The sequence below is a fragment of the Maricaulis sp. genome (genome assembly GCF_017642925.1).
In the GTDB taxonomy this organism is placed as follows: domain Bacteria; phylum Pseudomonadota; class Alphaproteobacteria; order Caulobacterales; family Maricaulaceae; genus Maricaulis.
Genome location: NZ_JAEPOL010000018.1, coordinates 45,964 through 72,840 on the forward strand (window position 1 = coordinate 45,964; position 26,877 = coordinate 72,840).

Annotated in this window: 30 protein-coding genes and 2 tRNA genes; 15 read left to right on the top strand and 17 right to left on the bottom strand. The window is 63.8% G+C overall.

Annotated elements, in window-relative coordinates:
* The first annotated feature begins 31 nt into the window (after positions 1–31).
* From JJ918_RS14040 to JJ918_RS14050, 3 genes are all read left to right on the top strand, one after another.
* Positions 32–586: a methyl-accepting chemotaxis protein gene (locus tag JJ918_RS14040; protein ID WP_291888550.1), complete on the top strand. Its 555-nt coding sequence runs from the start codon at positions 32–34 to the stop codon at positions 584–586.
* A 134-nt stretch (positions 587–720) separates the two neighbouring features.
* Complete coding sequence (locus JJ918_RS14045; protein ID WP_291888552.1) at positions 721–1,377, top strand: hypothetical protein; 657 nt, start codon at positions 721–723, stop codon at positions 1,375–1,377.
* 79 nt (positions 1,378–1,456) lie between these two features.
* On the top strand, positions 1,457–1,867 hold the full coding sequence (locus JJ918_RS14050; protein ID WP_291888556.1) for a cupin domain-containing protein: 411 nt from the start codon (positions 1,457–1,459) through the stop codon (positions 1,865–1,867).
* A gap of 195 nt (positions 1,868–2,062) precedes the next feature.
* On the opposite strand, the gene JJ918_RS14055 is transcribed toward JJ918_RS14050, so the two are convergent.
* Positions 2,063–2,578 carry a restriction endonuclease gene (locus JJ918_RS14055; protein ID WP_291888558.1) on the bottom strand — a complete coding sequence of 172 codons (516 nt, stop codon included), beginning with the start codon at positions 2,576–2,578 and terminating at the stop codon, positions 2,063–2,065.
* 60 nt (positions 2,579–2,638) lie between these two features.
* On the opposite strand from JJ918_RS14055, the gene JJ918_RS14060 reads away from it, so the two are divergent.
* Positions 2,639–2,715: transfer RNA gene (locus JJ918_RS14060), tRNA-Arg, on the top strand.
* 19 nt (positions 2,716–2,734) lie between these two features.
* Here the strand turns inward: JJ918_RS14060 and JJ918_RS17270 are convergent.
* Entirely contained in the window at positions 2,735–2,977 is a 243-nt protein-coding gene (locus JJ918_RS17270) for a DUF2188 domain-containing protein (RefSeq protein ID WP_367277713.1), read from the bottom strand.
* A gap of 134 nt (positions 2,978–3,111) precedes the next feature.
* Between JJ918_RS17270 and JJ918_RS14065 the strand changes: the two genes are divergently transcribed.
* Positions 3,112–4,323, top strand: a complete 1,212-nt coding sequence (locus JJ918_RS14065) for a DUF418 domain-containing protein (protein ID WP_291888560.1) — start codon at positions 3,112–3,114, stop codon at positions 4,321–4,323.
* A 4-nt stretch (positions 4,324–4,327) separates the two neighbouring features.
* Here the strand turns inward: JJ918_RS14065 and pgeF are convergent, their stop codons facing one another.
* The 3 genes from pgeF to JJ918_RS14080 are packed head-to-tail and all read right to left on the bottom strand — an operon-like array spanning position 4,328 to position 7,516.
* A complete protein-coding gene (gene pgeF, locus JJ918_RS14070) occupies positions 4,328–5,116 on the bottom strand; it encodes a peptidoglycan editing factor PgeF (RefSeq protein WP_291888564.1) in 789 nt (262 codons plus the stop codon).
* Entirely contained in the window at positions 5,113–6,549 is a 1,437-nt protein-coding gene (locus tag JJ918_RS14075; protein WP_291888567.1) for a protein adenylyltransferase SelO, read from the bottom strand. Before JJ918_RS14075 ends, pgeF begins: the two co-directional genes overlap by 4 nt.
* Positions 6,550–6,589: 40 nt before the next feature.
* Positions 6,590–7,516 carry an alpha/beta hydrolase gene (locus JJ918_RS14080; RefSeq protein WP_291888569.1) on the bottom strand — a complete coding sequence of 309 codons (927 nt, stop codon included), beginning with the start codon at positions 7,514–7,516 and terminating at the stop codon, positions 6,590–6,592.
* A 156-nt stretch (positions 7,517–7,672) separates the two neighbouring features.
* Here JJ918_RS14080 and JJ918_RS14085 point away from each other — a divergent pair, with 156 nt between their 5' ends.
* Complete coding sequence (locus JJ918_RS14085; protein ID WP_291888571.1) at positions 7,673–8,965, top strand: hypothetical protein; 1,293 nt, start codon at positions 7,673–7,675, stop codon at positions 8,963–8,965.
* 53 nt (positions 8,966–9,018) lie between these two features.
* Here the strand turns inward: JJ918_RS14085 and JJ918_RS14090 are convergent, their stop codons facing one another.
* From JJ918_RS14090 to JJ918_RS14110, 5 genes are all read right to left on the bottom strand, one after another.
* A complete protein-coding gene (locus tag JJ918_RS14090; protein ID WP_291888574.1) occupies positions 9,019–9,243 on the bottom strand; it encodes a hypothetical protein in 225 nt (74 codons plus the stop codon).
* Between the two features lie 121 nt (positions 9,244–9,364).
* Positions 9,365–9,970: a DUF924 family protein gene (locus JJ918_RS14095; protein ID WP_291888576.1), complete on the bottom strand. Its 606-nt coding sequence runs from the start codon at positions 9,968–9,970 to the stop codon at positions 9,365–9,367.
* Positions 9,967–11,760 carry a long-chain-acyl-CoA synthetase gene (locus tag JJ918_RS14100; protein WP_291888578.1) on the bottom strand — a complete coding sequence of 598 codons (1,794 nt, stop codon included), beginning with the start codon at positions 11,758–11,760 and terminating at the stop codon, positions 9,967–9,969. The genes JJ918_RS14095 and JJ918_RS14100 overlap by 4 nt, the downstream gene beginning before the upstream one ends.
* A gap of 130 nt (positions 11,761–11,890) precedes the next feature.
* Positions 11,891–12,781, bottom strand: coding sequence for a DUF417 family protein (locus tag JJ918_RS14105; RefSeq protein WP_291888580.1), 891 nt, complete (start codon positions 12,779–12,781; stop codon positions 11,891–11,893).
* 262 nt (positions 12,782–13,043) lie between these two features.
* Positions 13,044–13,128 (bottom strand) — tRNA-Leu (locus JJ918_RS14110).
* A 146-nt stretch (positions 13,129–13,274) separates the two neighbouring features.
* Here JJ918_RS14110 and JJ918_RS14115 point away from each other — a divergent pair.
* The 3 genes from JJ918_RS14115 (at position 13,275) to JJ918_RS14125 (ending at position 15,062) form a co-directional block, all read left to right on the top strand.
* On the top strand, positions 13,275–13,892 hold the full coding sequence (locus JJ918_RS14115; protein ID WP_291888582.1) for an exopolysaccharide biosynthesis protein: 618 nt from the start codon (positions 13,275–13,277) through the stop codon (positions 13,890–13,892).
* A gap of 85 nt (positions 13,893–13,977) precedes the next feature.
* Positions 13,978–14,493 (top strand): disulfide bond formation protein B, encoded by a 516-nt coding sequence (locus JJ918_RS14120; protein WP_291888583.1) that lies wholly within the window; start codon positions 13,978–13,980, stop codon positions 14,491–14,493.
* Positions 14,490–15,062 carry a demethoxyubiquinone hydroxylase family protein gene (locus JJ918_RS14125; protein WP_291888585.1) on the top strand — a complete coding sequence of 191 codons (573 nt, stop codon included), beginning with the start codon at positions 14,490–14,492 and terminating at the stop codon, positions 15,060–15,062. The genes JJ918_RS14120 and JJ918_RS14125 overlap by 4 nt, the downstream gene beginning before the upstream one ends.
* A 74-nt stretch (positions 15,063–15,136) precedes the next feature.
* Here JJ918_RS14125 and JJ918_RS14130 read toward each other — a convergent pair whose 3' ends face one another.
* Positions 15,137–16,588 (bottom strand): HAMP domain-containing sensor histidine kinase, encoded by a 1,452-nt coding sequence (locus JJ918_RS14130; protein ID WP_291888588.1) that lies wholly within the window; start codon positions 16,586–16,588, stop codon positions 15,137–15,139.
* Between the two features lie 188 nt (positions 16,589–16,776).
* On the opposite strand from JJ918_RS14130, the gene rpmH reads away from it, so the two are divergent.
* From rpmH to JJ918_RS14160, 6 genes are all read left to right on the top strand, one after another.
* Positions 16,777–16,911 carry a 50S ribosomal protein L34 gene (gene rpmH / locus JJ918_RS14135; RefSeq protein WP_271186404.1) on the top strand — a complete coding sequence of 45 codons (135 nt, stop codon included), beginning with the start codon at positions 16,777–16,779 and terminating at the stop codon, positions 16,909–16,911.
* Between the two features lie 5 nt (positions 16,912–16,916).
* Positions 16,917–17,306: a ribonuclease P protein component gene (rnpA, locus tag JJ918_RS14140; RefSeq protein WP_291888590.1), complete on the top strand. Its 390-nt coding sequence runs from the start codon at positions 16,917–16,919 to the stop codon at positions 17,304–17,306.
* Between the two features lie 14 nt (positions 17,307–17,320).
* Complete coding sequence (gene yidC / locus JJ918_RS14145; RefSeq protein ID WP_291888592.1) at positions 17,321–19,114, top strand: membrane protein insertase YidC; 1,794 nt, start codon at positions 17,321–17,323, stop codon at positions 19,112–19,114.
* 65 nt (positions 19,115–19,179) lie between these two features.
* Complete coding sequence (yihA, locus tag JJ918_RS14150) at positions 19,180–19,752, top strand: ribosome biogenesis GTP-binding protein YihA/YsxC (RefSeq protein ID WP_291888594.1); 573 nt, start codon at positions 19,180–19,182, stop codon at positions 19,750–19,752.
* Positions 19,753–19,756: 4 nt separating this feature from the next.
* Complete coding sequence (locus JJ918_RS14155) at positions 19,757–20,767, top strand: DUF1036 domain-containing protein (protein ID WP_291888596.1); 1,011 nt, start codon at positions 19,757–19,759, stop codon at positions 20,765–20,767.
* The gene (locus JJ918_RS14160; protein WP_291888598.1) at positions 20,764–21,510 is read left to right on the top strand and encodes a pyrimidine 5'-nucleotidase; all 747 of its coding nucleotides are present in this window, start codon (positions 20,764–20,766) and stop codon (positions 21,508–21,510) included. Before JJ918_RS14155 ends, JJ918_RS14160 begins: the two co-directional genes overlap by 4 nt.
* Positions 21,511–21,627: 117 nt before the next feature.
* Here JJ918_RS14160 and JJ918_RS14165 read toward each other — a convergent pair whose 3' ends face one another.
* From JJ918_RS14165 to JJ918_RS14190, 6 genes are all read right to left on the bottom strand, one after another.
* Positions 21,628–21,939, bottom strand: a complete 312-nt coding sequence (locus tag JJ918_RS14165) for a hypothetical protein (RefSeq protein ID WP_291888600.1) — start codon at positions 21,937–21,939, stop codon at positions 21,628–21,630.
* A 41-nt stretch (positions 21,940–21,980) separates the two neighbouring features.
* Positions 21,981–22,376: a hypothetical protein gene (locus JJ918_RS14170; protein WP_291888602.1), complete on the bottom strand. Its 396-nt coding sequence runs from the start codon at positions 22,374–22,376 to the stop codon at positions 21,981–21,983.
* On the bottom strand, positions 22,377–23,864 hold the full coding sequence (locus JJ918_RS14175; RefSeq protein ID WP_291888604.1) for an RHS repeat-associated core domain-containing protein: 1,488 nt from the start codon (positions 23,862–23,864) through the stop codon (positions 22,377–22,379).
* Between the two features lie 296 nt (positions 23,865–24,160).
* Positions 24,161–25,264, bottom strand: coding sequence for an RHS repeat-associated core domain-containing protein (locus tag JJ918_RS14180; RefSeq protein ID WP_291888606.1), 1,104 nt, complete (start codon positions 25,262–25,264; stop codon positions 24,161–24,163).
* A gap of 163 nt (positions 25,265–25,427) precedes the next feature.
* The gene (locus tag JJ918_RS14185) at positions 25,428–26,009 is read right to left on the bottom strand and encodes a hypothetical protein (RefSeq protein WP_291888608.1); all 582 of its coding nucleotides are present in this window, start codon (positions 26,007–26,009) and stop codon (positions 25,428–25,430) included.
* A gap of 42 nt (positions 26,010–26,051) precedes the next feature.
* The coding region (locus JJ918_RS14190; protein WP_291888610.1) for an RHS repeat-associated core domain-containing protein at positions 26,052–26,877 on the bottom strand (826 nt) is incomplete at its 5' end.

Genomic DNA, 26,877 nt, shown 5'->3' on the forward strand with positions numbered 1-26,877 from the left:
CGGGCAGCCAACAACCAGGGACGCTCCCACGATGAACGCCTATGCCTCTTCCGACGACGCGATGACCCATCCGGCCGGCGCGTCCGACAGCAATTCCCGCGCGGTCGCCGAAGCGGTCGGCGAGACGGCCGCCCGCGCCTCGCAGGGCGCCGAGGCAGCCCAGATCGCCCGCGATGCGATGAACCAGGTGGAAGAGTCCAGTCAGGTTCTCGAACGCCGTGTCGAAGCGCTGACCGACGCGTCCCAGCGCATCAATGCGATCCTGTCGACCATCGAGGCGATCGCCAGCCAGACCAACCTCCTCGCCCTCAACGCCACGATCGAAGCCGCCCGTGCCGGCGAAGCCGGTCGCGGCTTTGCCGTTGTGGCTGGCGAAGTGAAGGCGCTGGCCGGCCAGACCGCCAAGGCCACCGAGGACATTGCCTCGCGCATCGCCGCCCTGGACACGGAAGTGAAGGAAATCCTCGACGGCGTACGCGGGTCCGGCCAGTCGGTCGCCCGCGGCAAGGCCGCCGTCGACCAGATGACCCAGGCGACCCAGGAAGTCGCCCAGCAGCTCAACACGCTGCGCCAGACCATCGGCTAGGCTTTCGCCAGGCCGGAATGCAAAGAAGCGGCGGGGCCAGGCTCCGCCGCTTTTTTTTGTGCGCCGGAATATCTTTAAATTGTTGTTGTGATTTGATACAACTTTGACTCACTCGCTGAAAACGGGAGTGAGATATGCAACCGGAATCAAGGATCACAAAGGACGGCCTGACGGAAATCATCGTCGCGTCGGACAATACCGAGGACGTCATTGTCCGCTCATCGATCGGCTACACGCCGCAATACGTGACCGACGTCTATGGCCGCACAAAACGCGTCACCAAGGACGTGACCTTCGCCAAACTTCTGCGCCGCCTGAAACACGATCTGCCCGAGCACGAGCTCGTCAGTATCGGTACGCCGGTCAATTTCAACATCGCCCCCACCCATCTGACGCGGGTGGAGATGCAGTTCGAGACCGATGACCAGGTCGAAAAATGCCTCAAGGAGATCGGTGCGTCCGACATGATGATCCGGGCGCGGGTCCAGCCGGCCTGGGACTGGCAATCCCCCATGCTGCACGACCGCCACGTCGTCCTGCATGTCGGCTGGTATGACACCGTCTACTTCATGCAGTTCAAGGACATCTTTCTCGGCGACCTTCATTGCCGTTACTCGGCGAAATTCGATTTCGACCCCCGTGAGGCGAAGATCACGCATTTCCGCTATGACGCGCACGGAGACCTCGAAGAAATCGGCGAGTTCAACGCCGCAGAGCGCGAGGCGGATGCCATCAAGGAAAAAGTGGAGTTCCTGCGGATATTCCGCGACGGGTCATCGGAAACGACTTGATACGCGCCGGTCTGAGGTGCGACTCTTCGCAATCGCGCCGCCGCACTGACGGCGGCCCGGTTGCCAGGAGATATGCAAGGTGCTCGTCGGAAAGCTCAGGGACGCGCCGCTCGAACCGGTCAGAAGCCGGTCAACGGCGGAGATTTTCACGCTCTACAAGTCTCTGTCGGAACCGGCCGGCATCGGCTCGGTATCCGTGATGTTCGAGACGCTCGCGCCGGGGCACCGCGCGTCCTCGCCGCATGTCCACAGCACCAGGGACGAGTTCTATATCGTCCTGAAAGGGTCCCCGACCGTGCATTCGGGTACCCAAACCGCCACCCTCGCCCCCGGCGATTATGTCGCTTTTCCGGCCGGCCCAGGCGACTTCCACTACCTGCACAATCCCACCGACACGGAGGTCGAGCTGATCACGATCGCGTCCTGCCCGGACAATGATGTGATCGAGTATGCGCCGGTCGGGCCCGAAACGCGGGCCAGTGCGGAATAACCCGCACACCCATTCCCCGCATCGCAGGCTTCAGCCGTCCGGAAAAACCGGCTAAGACGCCCGTCTGGCGGCCCCGTAGCTCAGCAGGATAGAGCAACGGATTCCTAATCGGTGGGTTGGCGTCCGGAAGGGCGTTTTGGTTCAGCACCTTGGGATCGTGGCGGGGTCGATGAGCACCGGATAGGTACCGAACCGCTAGTCCAGACCGCCGGACTCTCGTCGTTCGACGATGTTTCCGCTTTCGTCCCGTATTTCTACGGTTGTGCGCTCAGTCAGGCTGATACGCGCTACTTCAGTTTCTTTGACGAATATCCGCTCAAGAAACCGGGCCACATAGCTGTCCAATGAAGATCCCTCCTCGATTTCGAGTTGATCGATCTTTTCAGCCTCGGCGATCTGTTCGGCACCCTTCTGAAGACCGGACCGAGAGACCACGATACCCCCTTCGGCGTCGGCATCCTGAACGCGATAGACGAAGCCGCCCATGGCCTCCCCCTCCATCGGCCTATTTCGGTTCTTGACCTCGATGAGCACGAAGTTGCCATTTTCGCGGTAGGCGACGACTTCCACATTTATTCGATCTCGGCCCGACCGTTTTCCAGCGACCGTCGCATCCCTCTCGACGTGAGTGAAACCCAGGCTCGCCTTGATATCGTCGATTATGCCGTAGGTGAGGTCCTCGTACGTCTTCCAGTCAGGGGTGTCTCTCATGGCGACCTACCAATTGCGGAACGGGATGACCTTGTATACGACAGCCCTGCCGTTGTTTGGGTCCCCGTAGCTCAGGTGGATAGAGCACGAGATTCCTAATCTCGGGGCCGCAGGTTCGAATCCTGCCGGGGACACCAGCCTTTCAAAATGGTGCGACTAGTGCTTTCGGTCTTTCGGCGGGTTCGGGTCGTTTCCTGGCGGGACCGTGTCAGAGTCTCGCCAACGACCGTCACGGCCTTGAATACGCACCTCTCCGCCGCCAAGGTTCTTCACTATCTCCTTGGCTCGGCCTTCAGCTTCCTTCTGGGTCCGAAAAACCCCACTGGCACGCTCGGCTCCGCCGCCGGTGACGGCCCAGCCGTCGGCATGTTTCACAACGTATCGATCATTACCACTCATCAGCGACCTCATCTTCACACTGCAGACAGTATAATCGATTCAAGGACGGAACACAAAGAGAACAAACTCGCGCACCCCTCTGGCATTCTTCTTGCTCGCCTCGCAGGGGAAATCCCGGGAGGAGACAGCGCGCCATGACCCAATCCATCGCTGCCGAACATGTCGCCAAGCGCGAACGGCTTGATCATCTCGATGTCCTGCGCGGTCTGGCCGTGATCGGGCTGCTGTTCGCGCGCTTCCCGGCCAAGGGCGGCTCCATTCTCGCAATCGAACACCCGGACATTCTCGGCTGGTCCATCGGGGAACAGGTGATCTGGTTCCTCAATTCGGTCCTGGTCGACGATGCGATGCGCGGCCTGTTCGCCCTGCTGTTCGGCGTCTCGCTTTGGATGATGACGCGCCCGCGCGAAGGCGTCGCCCTGGCCGAGACCTATACGCGCTACCTGGCGCGCACGGCCGGCCTGTTTGCCTTCGGTCTTGTCTTCCACGTGATCCTGCTGGCCGAAGCCTCGGACATCCTGCACGTTTATGCGCTGGCCGGTGTCGTCGCGCTGGCCCTGTCGCGGCTGGATCCGCGCCTTCTCGTGCTGGGCGGTCTGGGCGGGTTCGGCCTGCTCGCGCTGCACGAGTTCACCAATGAACTGACCACCGCACCGGTGACCGAGGCCAGCCTGGCCGATGCGGCGGCCTATCATGCCGGTTCCTACCTCGACCATGTCCGCCTCTCCCTGGTGCAATTCCAGTCCTGGAGCCTGTCGACGGGCATTGTCTGGAAATGCCTGGAAGCAGGCAGCTACATGCTGCTGGGCCTGGGCCTGTTCCGTATGGGCGCCTTCACCGGCTGGTCGGCCGGACGCCTGACAGCCCTGCTGGCTGCGGGCTATGGCATCGGCTTCGCCTTGTGCGGCGGTGTCGCCGCAATGGCTGCGGCCGGCGGGTTCGAGATCGTGGTGAAATCCCATCCGCTGACCACGCTGGGCAAGCCTTTCATCGTGCTGGGCCATGCCGCGCTGATCATGCTGGCCATGCGGGCCCCGGCCCTGCGCCCGGCCCTGATGGCGACGCTGGCGCCGGTCGGACGTCTGGCCCTGACGCTCTATCTGGGCGGCACGGCGATCGCGCTCTTCGCCTTCACCGGTGCCGGCCTCGCGCTGGGTCCGTTCGACCGCTACGGCATCACGGCCGCAGCCCTGATCGGTGCCGTCGCGCTCATCGTCTTCGCCCGGCTGTGGCTGTCGGTGTCGAAACAGGGTCCGCTGGAATGGGCGCTGCGGGTGTGGAGCTCGGCCTCGGGCGATCTCGCTTGCCGGCTTCTGCCGAAACCGCGGGCCGTCCAGAACGCCTGAGGGCTCAAGCCCCGGTCAGGGCGATAATGCCCGCCTGGCCGCCGAACAGTCCGCTCTCGCCACGATGGTGGGCGCGGCGGGCGGAAAACAGGCGGGCCTCTTCGCCATAGGTGCACAGGGGGGAGCGTTCGATCGCCCCTTCCGGCACACCCGCCAGTACCAGCTGGCGGCGGCAGGCCTCGCCCACATCGAGCTGGGCGCCGCCTTCCGGATCACGCGGCGAGACAATGCCGCCGGTATGTTCGAACGCGGCCTCGAATTCAGCGACGACTTCCGGTCCGACGCGATAATTCGCCGGCGATATCGACGGGCCGATGGCGGCCAGCAGATCGGCCGGACGTGTGCCATAGCGCGCGGTCATGGCCTCGATCGTCGCGGCGGCGACGTTCACCACTGTGCCGCGCCAGCCGGAATGGATCGCCGCCACGGCGCGGCGCACAGGATCGAACAGCAGGATGGGCGTACAGTCGGCGGTCTGGCAGACCAGACCCAGGCCCGGCCTGTCCGTGATCAGCGCATCGCCCTCACCGGCCGGCTGATCGCCCTTCGGCCAGCCCTCGACGGTGACGACGTCACGGCCATGCACCTGCACGGCGAAGACCAGATGATCCAGCCCCAGCGCCTCGCGCACACGGTCGCGGTTTTGCGAGATGTGTGCCGGATCATCGCCGCGCGACCGGGTGAGGTTGAGCGAGGCATAAGGCCCCTCGCTGACACCGCCCGTGCGCGTGGTGAAGGCATGGACGATGCCGGGCCGGTCGAGCACCGGCATGCGAATCAGATCGAGCGTCATGGCCGAAATCCTAGCCGCCCCCGGCCGAGATCATAGCCCTCGCCGGCGGCGCGGATATCCGCGATGCGCTGCTCGAAGCGCGACCAGTCATCGGCCGCGTCGATCGCCGCCCAGGTCTCTTCCACCACCTCGATCGTCATGGCGACAGGCTCGCTCTTCCCGAACACGGCATGGCCAAGCCGTTCCGGACGCACAGGGTCATGGGCCGCCATCGCCGCGCGCCAGGCGTCGAATGTGTCGCCGGTATAGGCCGATGCCCGTGGCCCGGACATTGCCCGCTCTGCCGAGGCTTCGCCGCAGAACCAGTCGAAGATCACGCCTTCCCAGGGCAGCTGCGAGCGCTCCATGAAAGCCAGGAATGCCCGTACCAGCGCCTCGTCCGCCGCCTCGCCGGCAGACGCCAGGCCGAAGCGGGCCAGGAAAGCCTCCAGCAAGGCGGTGCGGTAGACAGCGGGGAAACTGGCCAGGGCCGTCTCCAGGCTCGACCGGTCTCCTACCAGCGACAGCGCACCGGCAAACTGCTGCAGCGCCCAGAACACGGCCTCCGGCTGGCGCGCGAAACAGTAGAGCCCGGAATGGTCGAAATAGGCCGCCGTGAAGCCGGGTTCATAATGCGGCAGGAAGCGCCAGGGGCCGTAGTCGAAACTCTCGCCCGTGACATTGATATTGTCGGTGTTGAGCACGCCGTGCACAAAGCCCGCCGCCATCCACCCCGCGGCCATGCGGGCATTCGCCGCGATAACCGCCTCCAGCAGCGCGGCGGGCCGGTCTTCTGCCTCCGCGAGACCGGGATAACAGGTCTCGATCACATGCCCGATCAGGGCCTCGATGCGTTCCGGTGCGTGTTCGAAAGCATGGCGCTGGAATGTGCCGAGGCGGACATGGGAATGACCGAGCCGGGTGAGCACGGCCGAGCGTGTCGGCGAAGGCTCGTCATTGCGCTGCAGGGCCTCGCCGGTCTCGAAGACGGCAAAGGCCTTGGAGGTGTAGACGCCCAGCGCTTCCAGCATCTCCGCCGCCAGTACTTCGCGCATGGCGCCTTTCAGTGTCAGCCGGCCGTCGCCGCTGCGCGACCAGGGTGTCGTGCCCGAGCCCTTGGTGGCCAGGTCCAGCAGACGGTCCTGATCGTCGCGCAATTGGGCAAACAGGAAGCCGCGCCCGTCGCCGAGATCGGGATTATAGGTACGGAACTGGTGGCCGTGATAGCGCATGGCGCGCGGCTGCGGCTGGTTATCCGGCAGCGCTTGGAAACGGTGGAAATGCGCGGCGCGTTCGGCCGCATCCAGCGTGTCCAGGCCGACAGGTCCGGCCCAGCGGTCATTCCAGAAGCGCAGATGCGCCTCGGGGAAATCGGCCGGACGCACCGGGTCGGAGAAATCATCGCCCAGGGCGGCGAAGCGCGGATCGGGGCGGTAGGTCGCGGAAACGGTCATGCTACCGAGCTAGGCGCTTGCCCGCCCGAATGCAAACGGATCAGCCGCGCAGCCCGTCGCCCAGCGCCACGGCCGCCGCGTCGACCAGCGCCTTGGCGCCCGGCAATACGGCGGTGAGATTGAAATAGCCGTGCGGCAATCCCTTGCCCAGCGTGTAGTCGACCGGCAGGCCCAGCGCGATCAGCCGGTCGCGATAGGCCTTGCCCTCATCCAGCAGCGGATCGAGCTCGGCCGCGAAGATATGCGTCTTGGGCAGGCCGGCCAGATCGCTCTCGAACAGGGGCGAGACCCGCGGATCCTTCGCCAGCTCCGGATCGGGCAGATAGGCCAGCGCGATCTTCTCCAGCGTGAAGGCGGCCAGGAGATGCCCCTCCAGCGCCTTCAGCCGCGGCTTGCGCCGTTCAACCAGCTGCAACAGCGGATAGATCAGCAGCTGGAAGCGGATCTGCTCGCGCCGCGCCTGGGCGAGCATGGCGGCCAGCCCGCCACCCGCACTGTCACCGGCCACGGCGATGCGCTGCGGGTCGGCGCCGGCGCGCGTCTGGCCCTCATCCGAGACCAGCCAGTCGAAGGCGGCCAGCGTGTCCTCGATCGCCGCGGGAAAGGGATGCTCCGGCGCCAGGCGATAATCGATCGCCATCAGGCGCGCGCCGCTGTGCGCGGCCAGCCGCCGGCACTCGCGGTCATGCGTATCCAGATCGCCGATCACATAGCCGCCACCATGCATGTAGAGCGTCAGCGGTGCCGGCCCCACCGACCCGAACGGGATATAGAGACGCGCGGGGATATCGCCCGCCGGCCCCGGAATGGCGAAGTCCTCGACCGCTTCGAGATCCGGCGCCTTCACATCCATGTGCGGCGTGGCATTGCGCAGGGCCTGACGCATGCGCGGCGCCGTGCGGGCCGGTTCGAACGGGTCTTCAATACCGAATTTGACGAGGGCCTCGGGCCATTGGGTCGTGTCCATGATTGAGCAGTTAGCACAGGCCCGTGACAGCGCAACTGCGGCGTGACGGGATGCCGCTGGCCACGCCCGGCGCCACACCTCCCCTGAACCGGGGAGACCGGAACTCCGGCGTCTGGCCTATTTTTTCCGAAGACCATGATCGGACGGGAGAAATACATGTTCAGAACGCTTGTCATCCTGGGGCTTGCCCTGGGGTTCGCACCGGCTGTGCAGGCCCAGCAATCGCCATCCCAGGCCGCGTGTGCCACCGGCGATGGCGAAGCCTGCTTCTATACCGGCGCCGAGTATGCGCAGGGCCAGGGCGTGCCCGAGAACAAGCAGCGCGCTGTCGACTATTTCCTGCGCGCCTGCAATCTGGGTGTGCCGGATGGCTGCAACACGGCGGGCTATCTGATGAGCGTCGGCGAGGGCAATCTCGAGCGGAATGTCGAACTGGGCGTGGAATACATGGCGCAGGCCTGTACGATGGGGCATGAGGATGGCTGCAGCCGCTCGCTGGGCCATTTCATCAGCGCCAGCTCACCGGCGCGCAACTATGCCCGCGCCGTCGCCACCGCCCGGGCCGGCTGCGAGGCGGGTGTCCGGAACCCGTGCCTGTGGGGGCTGGACTGGAGCTGGGACGGCAATTCCGGCGACCATCCGGACATGATCAATCTGGAAAACGCCGCCTGGTTCGCCGAGCGCGCCTGCGACCGCTATCGCGACATCAAGGGCTGCGACGTCGCCGCGCGTGTCTATGCCAATCCGGAAGCCGCGACGTTCGACCCGGAAAAGGGCCTGCGCTATTCCATCATCCGCTGCGACGAGCAGCAGAGCGGCGGCGATTGCCGCAATGTGGCGGCCGTCTATGTCAGCATCGACGAGTACCGGCTGGGCGCGACCTATTACGAGCGGGCCTGCTCGAACGGTCATGCCAATTCCTGCGACATGGCCCGCCAGTGGCAGACCTATTTCCGCGACCAGGCCGCCTATGAAGCCAATATGGCCGCACTGAACGCCCAGATCGAGGCGCCGCTGGCCCAGGGCCGCTATGGCGATGCCGTGTCGGTCGCGATCAATACCGCCCGTTCGCGCGATCTGGCCGAGCGCGCCATCCTCGCCGCCCGGCAGGCCGGCCGGATGGGCGATATCGCGACGAATGATCTTTATGCTGCTGCGCTGTGGTTCTCGTCGGGCCCGGTACGCCAGGCCGCCGATGCGGAACTCGCAGCTCGCGGCACCGGGCTGGAAGGCCGTTTCGGCACCGGCACCAACTCACCGGGCGCCGCTGACGCCCGCTGGCGCGAACTCTACGGCTCCAGCGCGCCGACCTATACATCGTCCAGCGCGAGCTCCACGCCGCCGCCGATGGCCAGCTCTGCGGATATCTCTGCCGCGACACGGGACCGCTATCGCTATGCCCACTGCGTGATGAGCGGCAGCAATACGAGCGCGCAGGTCTGCCAGTAGAACTCAGAGAAAGCCGTGCGGGCGCACCGGCAGCGGTGCGCCCGCACACGATTTTAGTGAACCGTGATATCGCCGTCGCGGGCAAGACGGCCGGCCAGCGCGTCTTCCATCACCGAGCGCAAGGCGCGCCAGGCATCGGCGCCCTCGGGCTGGCCCTGCTCGTCCAGATCCGTCACCGCCTCGTCGGCATAGCCGATCGCCTGGGGGCCGTGCAGATCGACCATGGTCCAGGCGATCTGGCGGATATCTTCGACGGTGATATGGACGCGCGGGGTCATGCAACGGGCTCCTGTGGACGGGTCTGCCAGACACAGGAGCAAGGGCGGGGCCAAATCGGCACTCCGATTACATATAATAATATCTGATAGTTAGACTATCAGCACCCGAGCCGGCCGGCGGTCAGCCCTGCCCTCCGGACGATTTTGCCGAGTCGTTCCGACCGGGTGCGTATCCGCCGCTGTCGAGATAGGCGATTTCTTCCGCGGTCGAGCTCCGCCCCAGCGCCTCATTGCGATAGGGGAAGCGCCCGAACCGCTCGATCACCTCGCGATGCTTGCGGGCATGATGCAGGGTGGAGCCGGTCTCCAGCCGCTCCTGCGCCAGCGCGATGCAGCGATCCTGGTCGGCCAGGGCTTCGGAATGCATGAAGGGCAGATAGACGAAGGCGCGGCGATCCTCGGCGACGGCCCAATCCAGACCACGATCGATCATGGCATCAGCGATATCGCGTGCCAGCGGGTCGAATTCGAAGGCCTTGCCCGAACCGCGCCAGACATTGCGCGGAAACTGGTCGAACAACAGGATCAGCGCCAGGGCGCCCTCGGCATCGTCGAGCCAGGGATGAGAGCCGGCGCGATAGCGCGCGGCCTCGCGCTCGATCGCCTTGCCGAAGCGCCGGCGCAACACGGCATCGAACGCGGCGGACACGGCATACCATTTCGCCGGCCCGGCCTCCTCGAACCAGAAATCGATGATGTCCTGCGGCGTCGGGTCGGCAAGGCTCATACGCGAAGGGCTCCGGACTGGATCTGCTCGTACAATTCCGGGGTCAGAGTGACATAGCGCCCCTCGCCGGGATGGTCGAACAGGATCGTGTCCGAAATCGCGGCCGGATCAAAGCCTTCCTTCACCAGATCCACCTTGCGGAATTTGAACGTGCCGGTCGTGTCGGTCTGCGGCTGCAGGCGCAGGAAGAGCGGACGGGCAAAGGCCGGCAGTTCGGCGTGGACATGGGCGTGCAGCGCGTCGAAGTCGACACCGTCGGCGGACAGGACCAGCGCGGCCATGCCGGCGCGGCCGGAATGCCCCTCCACCTCGACGCCATAGACATTGGCCTGCTCGACACCGTCGACGCTCAGCGCTTCGGCCACCTCGCCGGTCGCCACGTTTTCCGACTTCCAGCGGAAGGTGTCGCCGACTCGGTCGACGAAATAGTAATAGCCCAGCTTGTCGCGCGTCATCAGGTCGCCGGTGCGGAACCAGGCATCGCCCTCTTCATAGACATTGCGCAGGATCTTCTTCTCGGTGTCTTCCTTGCTGCCATAGCCGTCAAAGCGGAAACGGGCGTCGTCGGTGTCAATCTTGCCGATCGCCTCGCCCACCTCGCCGGGCGCACACTGGATGCAGAACCCGTCCTCGCCGCGCATCGGCTTTTCCGCCTCCATGTCGAAGCGGACGAGATCGATATTGAAGCGGGATTTCAGATAGCCGGGCACGCGGCCGATCGACCCGGGCGTGTTGTCGGTATTGACCAGGCCGACATTGCCCTCGGTCGAGCCGTAGAATTCCACGATCTGCGGCAGATCGAACCGCTCCTGGAACTCCTCCCAGACCTCGCGGCGCATGCCGTTGCCAATGGCAACACGCAGCTTGTGCTGTTTTTCCTCGGGCGTCTCGGGCGAGTTGACCAGGAAACGGCACAGCTCGCCGACATACATGAACATGGTGGCGCCGAAGCGCTGTACGTCGGGCCAGAAATTCGTCGCGGAGAAGCGCGGCCGGATGATCAGCGCGCCGCCGAAACAGATCGCACAGCCCACACCGCACAGCCCGCCCGTCGCATGATAGAGCGGCAGCACCATCATCATGCGATCGGTCTCGCGCGCCTTGGCGACGATGGCGAAGACGTGGAGATAATAGAGCGCGCGGATATGCGTCATCAGCGCCGCCTTGGGCAGACCGGTCGTGCCGCTGGTGAACATTTTCAGCACCGCGTCTTCCGGCTTCACCGTGTCTCGCAGGATGGGGTCGGGCCGTTCCGACGACTGCGCCGCCAGGGCCGCGTCGAAGGACTGCGCCCCGTCGAGTTCACCGTCGAACACCCAGGCGCCGATCTCGCCGATACCGCAACCGCGGGCGCTCTCATAGGCACCGGCCAGTTCGCCCTCGACGATGGCGTGCTTCGTCTCGCCGATGGTCAGGCAGTGGGCAAGGGAATGACCGGTGAGCTGGTTGTTGATCAGCGAGATCACGATGCCGACCTTGGACAGGCCGAACCAGATCGCGATGTATTCCCAGCGATTGCTCATGAACAAGGCGACCGTGTCGCCGGGCTTCAGGCCCCGGTCCAGTGCCCAGTGGGCGACCCGGTTCGCATAGGCGTCGAACTGGCGGTAGGAAATCTCGCCATCGTCCAGCAGGGCCATGGGCCTGTCGGGATAGCGGTCGACGGTCGCCTCGATCTTGTCCGGCACGCGCATGCCGGAGCCCGAGCCCACCTTGCGGATCTCGCGCAGCACGCGAAGCATGCCCGACACATAGTCGAACTCGCGCTTGATCGCGCCGAAAACGCCCATCGATTTCCTCCCGTTTTGCCCAGCAGAGTAGGTAGGGACCCCACCCGGTCAAGCACAACAGGACGACTGCGGCGGCAAGTGTGAAACGTGTTTCAGAACATGTCCGGGAATTTCCGCGTCAACCGGCGGATCACCGCCGGTAGCGCGTCCCTTCGCGGCCGGTTTCCGCAGCGAGAGCAAGGCAGACCGCCAGCAGGGGCAGATCCTTCAGGATGAAATGCCCGGCCGATGCCAGCGCCGGGAAACCGCCCAGCTCGCTCTCCCAGGATCCGGAGAAGGTGACCAGGAAGGACAGGGTCACGCAGAAGGTCACCGCGGCCAGGAAAAGCCCGGTCCGGTAGGCTCGGGTCGAGAACCAGAAACCGAAGAGCGCGGCGACCGTGAACAGCTCGATCGCGCCGATCGCATAGGAGGTGCCCTGGAGACCGATCTGGCCGGGCATCCAGTAGAAGAAGAGGTGCGAGCGCACGAGCGGTTCGATCCCGGCCGCCTCGGTGGCGGTGAATTTCATCGCGCCGATCCAGCCGAGCACCAGCACCAGCCCGGCCCACATCACCAGCTGTGCCCATACCCGCATCTGCGAATACCGGTTGGAGAACATGCGCGTATTGTCGAAGGAGCCGCACCACAGGGCGAGACCGAGAATGGCGAGATATTTGATGATGTCCTGACCCGCGCCGATGGCCGGAAAACCGCCCTCGGCCGCGATCCAGACCGGATTGGTGAGCATCAGCGTCAGCGCGCCGACGCAGAACAGGCCGAGCATGGCAAAGCCGATACGCCTGAAGCTGCCGGAGGGAATGGGCAGGCCGATCAGTACGGCCATGACGATCTGGTAGACGCCGATTGCCCGCGCGGCCGAAGACGCCTGGTCGGACACATCCGGCAGCATGGCATGACCATCAAGCCAGCTCGACGTGATCGCCGTGCCGACGCTTGTGAAATCCATGGCGCCGAACCACAAGAAAGTCAGCGCCAGCGCGAAACGCGCAAAAATCAACGCACTACCCGGTGACAGCAAGGCCCGCCTCCTCAAACTCACCCCGCCAGCTGGCCGGTGCCGACGCTAGCACTCCGGACCGCATCTGACGAGGCCGCGAACACGTCCGCCGATCAAAAGTTGCAATTGGCAGCGTGAAAGCGCTGGCTGGCGGTGGTGGTGGATGGTGTGGCGGATGGCTTGTCACGAACAGTCCGCCTTCGCCAAGGCTTCGGCGAGACAGCCTACGCTCGAGGATAGGGCACGGCTTGCCTAGCCGAAGCTCGCGCAAGCGAGCGTAGGCTGGTGCCCCTGGTCAGACTCGAACTGACACTCCTTGCGGAAACGGATTTTGAATCCGTCGCGTCTACCAATTCCGCCACAGGGGCTCCGGGGCGGGGTAAAGCCGCCGCCCGAGCGCGCCGCAAGCTGACCGCGAACCCCCGGCAAGTCAACAAGCCATTGCGCTCGACGGGACGGGCCGCGCTGGCTAGTGTCCGCGCATCTCGACACCGTTTGTCAGGACACGATCCGCATGACCGATGCAGCCGAAAACCGGGGCCTCCTGTCGGCCCTGGAAGCTATTGCCGCAGACACGGGCGAGGAGGGCTGCACGCTGGGCGAATTCGTCGACGCCCTCGGCGAGCGCGCCTTCGGCATCATCCTGTTCGCCATGGCCCTGCCGGTTTCCATCCCCTTCCTCTATGGCGTGCCGCAGGTCATGTCGCTGCCGATGATGGCACTGGCGGCCCAGATGGCGATGGGCCGCGACGAACCCTGGCTGCCGGTGAAGTTCAAGGCGCGGCGCCTGTCCAAGGCCGGTCTGGACCGGATGGCGCGCAGCGGCCGCAAATGGTTCGGCTGGCTGGAAGCGCTCGCCCGGCCGCGCCTGCGTTTCCTGTCCGGCCCGTCGGCCGAGCGCGCGATCGGCGTCATCTTCATGATCTTCTGCGCCTCGATCCTGGTGCCGCTGCCGGCCACCAACACCACGCCGGGGATCGCGCTCGCCATCGCCGCGCTGGGCCTTCTGACCCGCGACGGGCTGCTGATCATTGCCGGCCTGATCCTGGGTCTGGTGTGGATCACGCTTTTGTTGGTTTTCGGCTATGCCATGATTGATATAGCCAAGGACTTCCTCCGGTCCCTGGTTTAGCGGGCCGGCAGGTCTGTGCGAATTGGTCGCGGTACATGTTCGGGCCCGGCCGCTAGATTGCCCGGTACTTGCAACAATGGACACCATGACACCTGTTCTGACCCAGTTCCCCCTTTCGCGCTGGCCCCTGCTGATGGCAGGCGGCTCGCTTCTTCTGCTTCTGGGCGCCTGGGGCTTCCAGTATATCGGCCACTACGATCCCTGCGCCTTGTGCTACGACCAGCGCCATATCCATATGGCGGTGATCGCTCTGGGCTTGGCCTTCGGCGGCCTGATGATCGCCCGCCCGGGTCTTGCCCGTTTCGCACCCTTCATGATTTTCGCCGTGGCGGCCGTGCTGATCTTCTCGGCGGGCTTTTCGGCCTGGCATGCGGGGATCGAGTACAAATGGTGGGATGGTCCGGAAACCTGCACCGCTTCGGGCGGCAGCGTGTCGGTCTCCGACGTGCTCGCCGCGCTGGACGGCCAGCGCCCCGTCGTCCTGTGCGACGAGGCGGCCTGGACACTGCTGGGCATCTCGATGGCAGGCTATAACGCGCTGATCTCGGCCGCGATGGCCGGCCTGTCGATCGCCGTGGGCATCCGGGGGCTGAAGTCATGACCGCGCAACGCGCACCCCGCCCGCCTTTGCCCGGCCGCCGCCGCGACCGGACGCGGATCGAGCAGATGGTCCGCGTCGACCATGCCGGCGAATATGGCGCCGTGGCGATCTATCAGGGTCAGCGCGCCGTGTTCGGACAATTGCCGCACAAGGCCCGTATCGCCGCCCAGCTGGAGGAGATGGAGGCCGACGAGCAGCACCATCTCGACACGTTCGACCGGCTGATCTTCGAACACGACGCCCGCCCCACCGCGCTGGCCCCCGTCTGGGACGTCGCCGGTCACGCGCTGGGCGCCGTCACCGCGCTGATGGGCGAAAAGGCGGCCCATGCCTGCACCGAAGCCGTCGAGACCGTCATCGAACGCCATTATGCCGGCCAGGTCGCCGAGCTGAAGGCGATGGGCGAGGACGAGCTGGCCGAGCTGTTCGAAAAATTCCGTCTGGAAGAGATCGAGCACCGCGACCTCGCCGTCGAGGAAGGCGCAAAGGAAGCCCCCGGCTACGCCCTCCTCTCCCGCGCCATCCAGGCCGGCTGCAAGATCGCGATCAAGGTGAGCGAGCGGGTGTAAGGACTCTACCGCCCCAACACCATCGTCATCCCCCGGCTTGTCCGGGGGATGACGCTGCTGGAGTTTATGCCCCCCTAAACCACCGGCAGCCGCACCGCGAACACCGTTCCCGCCGCATCGCTCTCGACAAGCTCGACATCGCCGCCATGAGCGCGGGCGAGTTCGCGGGCGATGGAGAGGCCGAGGCCGGTGCCGCCCTTGCGGACCGATCCGGAGAAGGCCTCGAACAGGCGCTCGCGCGCCTTGGGCGGCAGGCCGGGACCGGTATCGCGGATCTCGATGACGGCCTGGCCATCCACAAGAGTTGAGACAGCCACAAGCGCGCGCTCACCGGCCTGCTCCTGCATCGCCTGGATGGCATTGCGGCACAGGTTGAGAAAGAGACGGTGCGCCTGGTCCGGATCGGCATCCAGCAGCAGCGTGTCCGCGACGCGGTTGTCCCAGCTGACGCCGGAGCCCGCCAGACCGGCATCGGCCACCACCTCGTCCAGCAGCGCCCGCGCCGGCACGGCGGCCCGCACCGGCGGTGTTTCCTCGGCCCGGCCGTATTGCAGCGTCGCCTCGCACAGGCGGATACCACGGTCGACGGCACGGACCAGCCGCTCGCCCATCTTGCGCACCCGCTCATCGCTCTCGGTCGCGAGCCGGTCGGAGACCAGCTGGGCGCTGGCCAGCACATTGCGCAGATCGTGATTGATCTTGGCGACGGCGCCACCGAGGGCCGCCAGGCGCTCGCGCTGGTGCAGTGCCTGACGGATATCGGCCTGCATGCGCGCCAGCTCCGCTTCGGCCTGGCCGATCTCGGTGCGCGCACCGGATGGCCGGATCGCACGCGCGGGGTCGGACGGATCGGCGCTGAAATGCGTCATCGCCGCCGCCAGCCGCCGCATCGGGCGCACAAAGAGGTAGAAGAGCGCGGCATAGATCACCGCTCCGGCGATCGCGGCCCCGATACTCGCCCACACCAGCAGCCAGCGCGAGAAGGCGTGCAATTCCGCCCGCAGCGGCGTTTCGCGCACAATCACGTCGATCGTCTCGCCCGGCGCCCCCATCGGCTCGGCCCGGATGCGCAACAGCCGGCCCGGCGGGGCGAACAGCACATCGACCGTGTCGCGAAGATGGGTGAACCAGCCCGCCTTGCGCAGATCCGTCTCCACCAGCCCCTCGCCGATCGGGCCGGAATAGAGCACCAGCTCGTTCATGCCGTCGCGCACGCGGGACACGGCGACGGCATCGGCGCCCATCAGCAGCGCCCGCACCTCGTCCTCGCCCAGCGCACCGCCCGGCGCCACATCGGCCGCCAGCGCGGCCAGGTGCGCCGCCTCGGCACGGTCGCTCATCCATTGCATGCGGAAGCCGGCGGCGGCCGGAAAATAGATCAGCGCCACGCCAGCCGCGATCAGGCCCAGCGTGACCATCAGCAACTGCCCGGGCAGGCTGTCGATCAACGGCCCGACACCCCGGCGGTGCGGCGGCTGGCCTTCCTCGCTCGGGCGGGAAGAATCGGTGTCCGGATCGTTGACCATGAGCTGGCAGGCCGAATAGCCTAGGCGTCCGGGTGCGGCAAGCGGAAGGCGATGAGCAGCCGGCCTGCCCCGGCCATGGTAGCGAACAGGGCTTTTGCCTGCGCAATCTGCGGCACCCGCCCTTGACGTGGCCGGATGGGCCGCGTATTAGCCGCCGCTCTCGAATTGAACGCCGATGGAGCGCGACCGTGAAACGCACATTTCAACCGTCCAAGCTCGTCCGCAAGCGTCGGCACGGCTTCCGTGCGCGCATGGCGACGAAAAACGGCCGTCAGGTTCTGGCCCGCCGCCGGGCCAAAGGCCGCAAGCGCCTGTCCGCCTAAATACGATGGACACGCAGCCGCTGGCCGTTAATCGGCTGAAAAAGCGGCGCGAATTCTTGTTCGTCGCCCAAGGCAAGAAAGCCGTCCGGTCCAGCGTCGTCATCCAGGCGCGAAGACGGGACGGCTCTTCTTGTTTGTACGATACGGTCGGCGCAGGCTTCACCGCCACGCGCAAGATCGGCGGCGCAGTTGTCCGGAATCGCTGCAAACGCCGTTTGCGCGAGGCCGCAAGGCTGCTACTCCCCCTCCACGGACAGCCCGGCTTTGACTATGTATTCATCGCGCGTGCGTCCACGTCCGCAAAGGACTGGCCGCGTCTGATGGGGGATGTCAAAAGCGCACTGGTGAGCCTCGCCGAAGACGGAGCTCCGGGTGGCAAGGGACAAACAGCCTGAAAGGCCGAGTTTTCATGGGCGAAGAACAACGCAATCTGTTTATCGCGCTGGGTCTGATCCTGGCCATCATGCTGGGCTATGAGTTCTTCTTCCTGCGCCCGGCCCAGGAAGCCCGCGAGGCCGAGCGCCAGGAAGCCCTGGAAGCCGCCGGCGAACTGGCCGAGGCCGATCCCGACCTGCAATTGCCCGACACCGAAGCGGCGCCCGCCTATGAAACGCGTGACGACGCGCTGGGCGATGTGCAGCGTGTGGAGATCGAGGGTCCGGCCGTCCTAGGCTCGCTCTCGCTGACCGGTTCGCGCTTTGACGATATCCGCCTGCGCCGTCACACGGTCACCGTCGACAATGACACCCCGATCGCCCTGCTCAACCCGATCGGTACCGAACACACCTTCTACGCCCGTGACGGCTGGCAGTCGGCCACGCCGGGCTTTTCCGACCTGCCGGGCAATGCCGCGGAGTGGACGCTGGCCTCGGGCAGCCGCCTGACGCCGGAAACACCCGTCGTGCTGGTCCACGAGACCGCTTCGGGCCTGCGCTTCGAACGCACCGTCTCGCTGGACGAGAACTACATGTTCACGATCGCCGACACGGTGACGAACAATTCCGGCCAGCCGGTCGATCTCGCCCGCTACGGCCTGGTGCGCCATGAAGGCATTCCCGAAGACCTGGTGAACAATATCGCCGTGTTCGAGGGCCCGCTGGCGGTCGTCGACGGCGCCGTCACCCGCACCAAGTTCCAGCGTCTCGCCAAGGGCGAAGGCGAGGAGGAAGTCTCCGGCACCGGCGGCTGGGTCGGCATCACCCAGCGCTACTGGATGGCCGCCGCCATTCCCGACCAGGACGTCGCCTTCACCGCCAATTTCCGCATCCGCGAGCGCGGCGCCGTCGACGCCTATGAAGCCACCTATATCGAAGCAACGCGCGAGCTTGCGCCGGGCGCCTCGATGACCTCGACGGCCTATGTCTTCGCCGGCGCCAAGGAGCTGGACGTGCTCGACGCGGTCGAGGAAGACTACGGCATCGAGCGCTTCGACATGTCGATCAACTGGGGCTGGCTGTGGTTCCTCACCCGGCCCTTCGTCTGGCTGCTGCACCTGCTGGAAGGCGTTATCGGCCAGTTCGGCCTGGCCATCCTGGCTCTGACCCTGATCATCAAGCTCTTCATGTTCCCGCTGGCCAACCGCGCCTACGCCTCGATGGCGAAGATGAAGGCGGTGCAGCCGAAAATGCAGGAAATCAAGGAGCGCTATGCTGCCGATACCCAGAAGCAGCAGCAGGCGCTGATGGAGCTGTACAAGAAAGAGAAGATCAATCCGCTGGCCGGCTGTTTGCCGATCCTGCCGCAGATCCCGATCTTCTTCGCGCTGTATCAGACCCTGTTCAACGCCATCGAGATGCGCCACGCGCCCTTCTTCGGCTGGATCCGCGACCTGTCGGCGCCGGACCCGACGAATGTGTGGAACCTGTTCGGTCTCATCCCCTACGATCCGTCCGGCATCTGGCTGATCGGCGGGGTTCTGGGCATCGGCGCCTGGCCGATCATCATGGGTATCACCATGGCCGCCCAGCAGGCGCTGAACCCGCCGCCGAACGATCCGATGCAGGCGCGCATCTTCGCCATGCTGCCGATCGTCTTCACCTTCGTGCTGGCACCCTTCGCGGCCGGCCTGGTGATCTACTGGGCGTGGAACAACTTCCTGTCGGTCGCCCAGCAATACATCATCATGCGCCGCCACGGGAACGAGACCCAGCTGGACAAGCTGATCAAGCGGCTGCAGGGCAAGGCTTCGGGAGACCAGTCCTGACGGGCGACGACGATCTCGATCTGGCAGCGGGGCGGCGGCTTTTCTCGCGGCCCTGCACCTTCATCATGGGCGCGGTCAGCCTGCAGCAGCTGCCCGAGCCCGACCGCACCGAGATCGCCTTTGCCGGACGCTCCAACGTCGGCAAGTCCTCGCTGATCAATGCCCTGACGCGGCAGAACAATCTCGCGCGCGCCTCCGGCGAGCCCGGCCGCACGCGCGAGCTGAACTTCTTCAATGTCGACGACACCAATCTGCGCATTGTCGACCTGCCGGGCTATGGCTATGCCAAGGCGCCCAAGGACGTGGTGGAGAAGTGGACCAAGCTGACGCGCAACTTCCTGCGCGGCCGGGTCAATCTCAAGCGCGTCTACCTGCTGATCGACAGCCGTCACGGCCTCAAGCCCGTCGACGAGAAGATCATGGACGTGTTCGACGAGGCGGCCGTGAGCTACCAGATCGTCCTGACCAAGACCGACAAGATCAAGCCGCCAGCGGTGAAGCGGATCACCGAGGAAACGCTGCAGGCGATCATGAAACGCCCGGCGGCCTTCCCGCGCGTCGTCGCCACCACCAGCGCCAAGGGCGACGGGATCGATGTGCTGCGGGCGGAGATCGCCGCCCTCCTGCCGGAGTTCTGATGCGATGATGCGCCTGCCGGTCCGGATCGCCGCCTGCCTCGCCCTTCTCGGCCTTGCCGCGTTTGCGAGCCCGCGTGCCGGGGCGGCCGAGATCTGCAACGAGACCAGCTATATCACGCACATCGCCGCGGCCTGGGCGGTCGAGGGCGGGGTCGCCATCGAGGGCTGGACGCGCGTCCGCCCGGGCGAATGCGCCGAGGTGGCCCAGGAAGTCGATCTGGACGTCGACACCCAGCCCCTCTTCTTCTACGCCAAATCCACCACCGCCTATCTCGGCGGCGTGCGCGAGTGGCGCGGCACGGTGCCGCTGTGCGTCGACGAGACGGATTTCGAGGTTGTCGCCAATACGCGCTGCGCCGCCCTGGGCCTGGCCTCGCGCGACTTCTTCATGCGCGAGGGCGATGCGCGCGAGCGCACCGTACTGGTCGAACCGTCCGAATTCGGCCGCCGCGCCCAGGTCGCCGGCATCCAGCGCCTCTTGCAATCGGCTGGCTATGCCGTCACCGGCGTCGACGGTTATGACGGCCGCTCCACGCGCCGTGCCGTCTCGCGCTTCCAGTCCGAGGCCGGTATTTCCGGCAATCCCGGCGATGCCGCCCTGATCGACGCGCTCGAGGCGCGGGCGCTGGAGCGCAATGCCAGTTCCGGCCTGATCGTGTGCAACGAGGCCGACGGCGATATCGCCACGGCGATCGGCCACCGGGTCGGCGAGATCTGGCAGTCGCGCGGCTGGTGGCGCATCCATGCGGGCGAATGCGCGCGCCTGCTCGCCGCCCGGCTGGAGACCGACAATGCCTTCATCTATGCCGAGCGCGTCTCCGGCCAGGGCCGCCGGCCGATGAGCGGCGGCAATGAGCGCTTCTGCCTCGCCCCGGCCCGCTTCGTCTCGGAAGGCCGCACCGAATGCGCCGAGCGCGGCTATACCGCCGCCGGCTTCCGCCGCGTGCCGCAGCCGGAAAACGGCGGCGTGCGCGTCACCCTCACCGAGGCCGATTTCCAGGGATTGCGGCAATGAGCGAAAGGCAGACCGGTATCCAGGACGGCCAGAAAGACGGCCAGGAAGACGGGCCGCAAGGCGCCGACCTCACCCACGCCACCCACTGGGTGTTCGACCTGGACAACACGCTCTACCCCTCCAGCGCGCCGGTGATGAGCCAGGTCGACCGCCGCATGACGCAATTCGTCGCCCGGCTCCTCGCCCTGCCCGAGGACGAGGCCTACCAGGTCCAGAAACACTACTGGCGCACCTATGGCACCACGCTGAACGGGCTGATGGCCAATCACGAGATCGACCGCAGCGCCTTTCTCGACTTCGTGCACGATATCGATGCCAGCGTGATCGATCCCGACCACACCCTGGCCGGCCGCATCGCCGCCCTGCCCGGCACCCGCCTCGTCTACACGAACGGCTCGCGCCGCCATGCCGAGAATATTCTCGGCCGTCTCGGCCTCACCCATCTGTTCGACGATATTTTCGATGTCGAGGCCGCCGGCTTCACGCCCAAACCCCATCGCGCGGGCTTCGACCGTTTCACCGCCCGTTTCGATATCCCCGCCGCACAATCCGTCTTCTTCGAGGACAGTGTGCGCAATCTCAAGACCGCCCACGAAATGGGCTTCACCACCGTCCTCGTCCGCGCCAAGGAAGGCCCGCGGGACGAAGAAAGCGCCGGCCCGGACGAACACCCCGAGCATGTGCACTACGCGGTGGATTGTCTGAGTACGTTTCTGGGGGATGTGCGGGTGAAACGCAGCTAGCACCGCGACTGCCCGCTCCTTGTCATCCCGGACGCATGCCCGGCCCTGATCCCGGCTCAAGGCCGGGAGGGCGTAGATCCGGGACCCATAATCCCGGTGCACATCCCGCTGTCTCCACTATCGGACCTGCTTTCGGCCGACATTGGCGCGTATGGGTCCCGGCTCTACGGCCCGCTTTCGCGGGCCATCCGGCCGGGATGACAAGGGGACGAATTGCCGGATCGGCGCCGTCGACTGGCCCGTCACCGAGAGCATCTGGTTGAGACCGTTATAGCTGGTCGCTTCATCGAAATTGACGAAGTCGGTCCAGGCATAGCCGGTATTGCTGTCCGTCCGGCTGGTGATCTGGCCCGCCGGATTGTGGCTGAAGGTCAGGGTGCGGTCGTCGGACGTGCCGGCCAGGTTCTGCACCAGCTCGTCCAGCCGCAAGGCGGTATACTCAAATCTAGGACTATGTGTGTCCGGCAGGTTCACCTGTGCCCGGCGCCCTCTCCGCCATCGAACTCAACAAGATAGCGCCGATATTGCTCTTCGCTAATCTCCTCAGCCACCCAGCTTTCCGGCAAGACATACTCCTCCGAACAGGAAACATATATATACACAATATTGTTTTTCATTATAGGCGGGAATTGAGGCCTGCCTCGCTTGTAAGACTCAGGCACAATTTCATTAATATAAAGATTTCCTATTTCTCCGTTTACCCGCCACTCCTCCATGGGTTGAGAAACAGCCAAAAAGCATCCATTAGAAATCACCTCCGGCCTTCCATTATTTTCAAAAAATGCCCCTTCCGAATGCGAACCATAATTGCATGCAGACAACGCAATCGAAGAAAAAGCTAGAGAAACTCGGAAAAGATTAGCCATCTAACATCCAGTCCTTCCAACAGTATTTGATGTCATAATAACATTGATGTTGCCTCTCACCCCCGGATTAAATCGCATCCGAACAAGATCGGCCCCTCCGACCTCTATGTGTCGAGGGGTCGACATCGAAAATCTGTTGACAGGAATCGATGTGGAGCTCGTCAAGACATAAGGATGGAAGGCGTGACGAATGGAATCCAGACCCGATGGAAAGTCTTGCGGCGGCAACCGTTGATACTCAAACAGCTCAACCAATAAAACTCCGTCGGATGTCGCCGAGCCGATAACCTGGTCGATCAAGAGGTCAAGCGCTTCGCCAATCACCCCCGCAAACCCCATACTGTCCCACGGGATCACGCCAGGCCCGACCGGGGTGCTGACGACATTTGCCTGAACGATAAGCCTGGAAACCGCCGGATCCAAATTCCCCCCAATACCTTCAACGTTGGACTGATGCGCCGTTCCACAGGCTGAGTAAGACGAAGCCCCCGGCCCACTATCAAAATGCACTCCGTTCAGCCCGCCGCGGGAAAAGCTGGGGGCCGACGGAATGAGAATCAGCCTGTCACAGATAAGGGTATTGCCGACTTGCGTTAAGCTTCGGCATTGCCCCGTCCAGTCTTCGTGCTCCGCCCCGCCGTCATCGCAATCGTTGGGATCCAACCCCAACGGATCCACAAAATTCACCGGATCCCCGCCGACATAAGCGTAGAGATTCATGCCCCCGCTCACCCCGATCGGATCGGTCTGCATGAAGCGGCCGAGCTCGGGATGATACGCCCGGTTCTTGTAGTGGTAGAGGCCGGTTTCGGGGAGCCAGACCTGGCCGGTATAGCCGAAGCGGCCGGCATTGCCGCTCGCCGGGGCGCCGTATTCGTCATAGCTGTTGATCTGGATCGCCGCGCCCGACCAGTCGGTGACGGCGACAATCGATCCCCGCTCGTCCGCCAGCAGCCATTGCCGCGTCGACACCGACGTGCCGGCATATTGCACCAGCGGCTCGTCCGCGCCGGGCCCGTGAACATACCGCGCCGTCAGCGTGCCGGAACCATTATATTCCGCGATCAGGTCGAGACCGTCATATTGCATCTCGCGGAAGGTGATGCCCGTGCCCGAGGTCTCCTGCAGACGCCCGGCCGGATCGTAGGCCAGATCGATCGACGTCCCGACACCGCTCAGCCGGTTATAATGATCGTATTCATAGGTCTGGCCCTGATGATCCCGGGTCATGTTGCCCCGGCCGTCATAGAGCGGCGCCGTCGACTGGGCCGTCACCGAAAGCAACTGGTTGAGACCGTTATAGCTGGTCGTCTCGTCAAAATTGACGAAGTCGGTCCAGGCATAGCCGGTATTGCTGTCCGTCCGGCTGGTGATCTGGCCCGCCGGATTATGACTGAAGCTCAGCGTGCGATCGTCGGACGTGCCGGCCAGGTTCTGCACCAGCTCGTCCAGCCGCGAGGCGGCGTCGTAATCATAATCCGTCGTCACGCCATTGCCGCGCGTCAGCAGGGTGCGCCGGCCATGCTGGTCATAGGTGAGTTATGAGCACACCCGCCCCTCCGAATTCGACCTGAGGAAATCAAATGAAAGCGCGATACAACAAGTCTACCTTGAACGAAAAGCGACAACTAATATTGATACGTAGCACAAAAATGCCAACACAAATATTATTGGATGAATTTCGATTCCCATTATAGAAAAAATTATCAAAATAAATGAGAATGCCACAGACGCGACACCTAAAATTGCCCTTACCACAATCTCTGAAATTGACACTGCGTCACCTATTCACAATTTTGCTCAACTGGAGTCATGGCGTGCACAAATCCCAGCCCAGTAGCCACCCCAAAGCTAGCCCCACCGTCTACAGCCTTTCTCTGAAGCCCCAGATGCTGGCGAAGAGGCGCAGAAAACATCGACCGCCCCCTGACTGCGGCCCTCGCGACAACTCTACCAACAGAGCCACCTACGAGCATGGTAAGCGCGCCTGAGTATACGTTCTGATAGCTTCCACCATTCAATCCGTGAACGATTCCCGACCCAATATGCATAGCTGTCGCCGAGTATGACAACAGCGCACCGGCCCCCAAAAGAACCGGAGCAGCGACAGGCGCTGCTGGCGTGAGCAACGACACCCCCCCCAGCATGGTCATCCCGGCACCAAGACCAGCAACATTCCCAGACCAGCGCGCCGCCGTATTTGCCATGTCCATCCATGTTTGATTGCAGCCAGTTGCCACATCGGCGCCCTCCAATAAATTCCCTTCGGAATCGGGCGCATACGGCACGCCTTCCGCCATATCCTGCAGGAATTGATCCAAGGCGCGACCCGATAGACATGCAGTTGCGTTGGGATCGCAATCGTCAAAAATGTAGCGATCACGAAGCGTTGGGTCCGGGGTTTCCCACGGGCAGACATCGTTAGGTTGGGGCGGGAAAATAGTGCCGCACTCCGGGTGCAACCCCAACGGATCCACCAGATTCACCGGATCCCCGCCGACATAGGCGTAGAGATTCATCCCGCCATTCACCCCGATGGGATCGGTCTGCATGAAGCGTCCCAGCTCCGGATTATACGCCCGGTTCTTGTAGTGGTAGAGGCCGGTTTCGGGGAGCCAGACCTGGCCGGTATAGCCGAAGCGGCCGGCATTGCCCGGCGCCGGGGCGCCGTATTCGTCATAGCTGTTGATCTGGATCGACGCGCCCGACCAGTCGGTGACGGCGACAATCGATCCCCGCTCGTCCGCCAGCAGCCATTGCCGCGTCGACACCGCGCTGCCGGCATATTGCACCAGCGGCTCGTCCGCCCCCGGCCCGTGAACATACCGCGCCGTCAGCGTGCCGGTGTTGCTGTATTCCGCGATCAGGTCGAGACCGTCATACTGCATCTCGCGCAGGGTGATGCCCGTGCCCGAGGTCTCCTGCAGGCGCCCCGCCGGATCATAGGTCAGATCGATCGACGTCCCGACACCGCTCAGCCGGTAGGACGTGTCGTAATAGGTACGTGTGATCCGGTCAGGTCCGCAGTTGCCACAGCCACAAAGCCTAAACCTACGGAACGAACTCTTGCAAAAAACCTTTTTCTAGTTCGCTCCCGTACTTATCCGCATACTGATAGAGTTCATTACGCAGCTCTGAGCACCCAATCTCCGCGACCACCATCGACGCAAGGAACATGTATCCGCCACCACTGCTAAACACGCCCCCGCTAACAGCCCGCACTGCATCAATCAAACCAGCGCAATGAAAAATTTTAGAAAACTCAGAATCATAAAATGCGTCGCAGAAAATCTGAACATCGCTGCTTCTTTCTATGCAATATAAATCTAGATAATTATTATAGTAAGAAAAATATTGATTCATAAATTTATTCAAGGAAAACCCGTAGAACGAAATATTTTCTACCTCGATTTCAAACCCGAAATTCGATTTCAACTTTTTCCCAGCGATTTTTGCATACTTGAGAGCCCCAAACGAGACGGTCGGCGACACCCTACTCCCCTCCATCTGGTGGAAGTGCACAGCAACGTCCACACCTCCAGGTAGAGAGCGTCGGATATTATTTTGACCTTGGGACTTGAAGCCGAGCGCGCACAATCGACTGCGAACCTCATTCAACAGCACACCACTCAAGCTCTCCTCCCGCGCTGTCGCCAAAGACTGTTATAGCCCAACTCATCCATAAGGAGCGCCCGAGCAACGGATAACGCTCGCGCCGACTGTTACACTCCGCCCCAGAGCGGAAAGTGGCAAACCGGGCGTTAGGCCGATACTCGCCGCTCTGGGGCCACGAGGTATGGCGGACATCGAATTGATTGCGGCAAAAACTTCTTCTTGCCGGGAAGTCATATCCCCGTTCCCGTACTTCGCATCAAGGAAAGTCCAACCTTCATCATGGCGAACAACCAGATCAATGACAGCATAGCGCCCCGATGGCGCATGAATCCTCACTTGCGACATCACCTCACACCCCGCCTCTGTCAAGCGCCGTTCAAGGACTCTCTCCCACGATCTTCCCCTGATATTGTTCCAAAGAACCTGCGGCAGCGCCGCAAGAACGGTCCTGAAGATCGATGGCTTGCGGCCAGTTACAACAATACATTCAATGTCTGAATTCTGACACGCTTCATTAGAGCCCTCCTGCCCACCCGACCCTGCCCAAACATTCCCGTTCTGGTCGAAGAACTTGTAGTCCGTGAGATGGTAGGTGAGGAAGATTTCCATGAACCAGGTGATCTGGCTCCCGCACATGGAATATGAAGGACATTCGATCCTTGTTCCATCGACCCTGATCCGTTCATCTGCTTCCAACCCCAGCGGATCCACAAAATTCACCGGATCCCCGCCCACATAAGCATACAGATTCATGCCCCCGTTCACCCCGATGGGGTCGGTCTGCATGAAGCGTCCGAGCTCGGGATGATACGCCCGGTTCTTGTAGTGGTAGAGGCCGGTTTCGGGCAGCCAGACCTGGCCGGTATAGCCGAAGCGGCCGGCATTG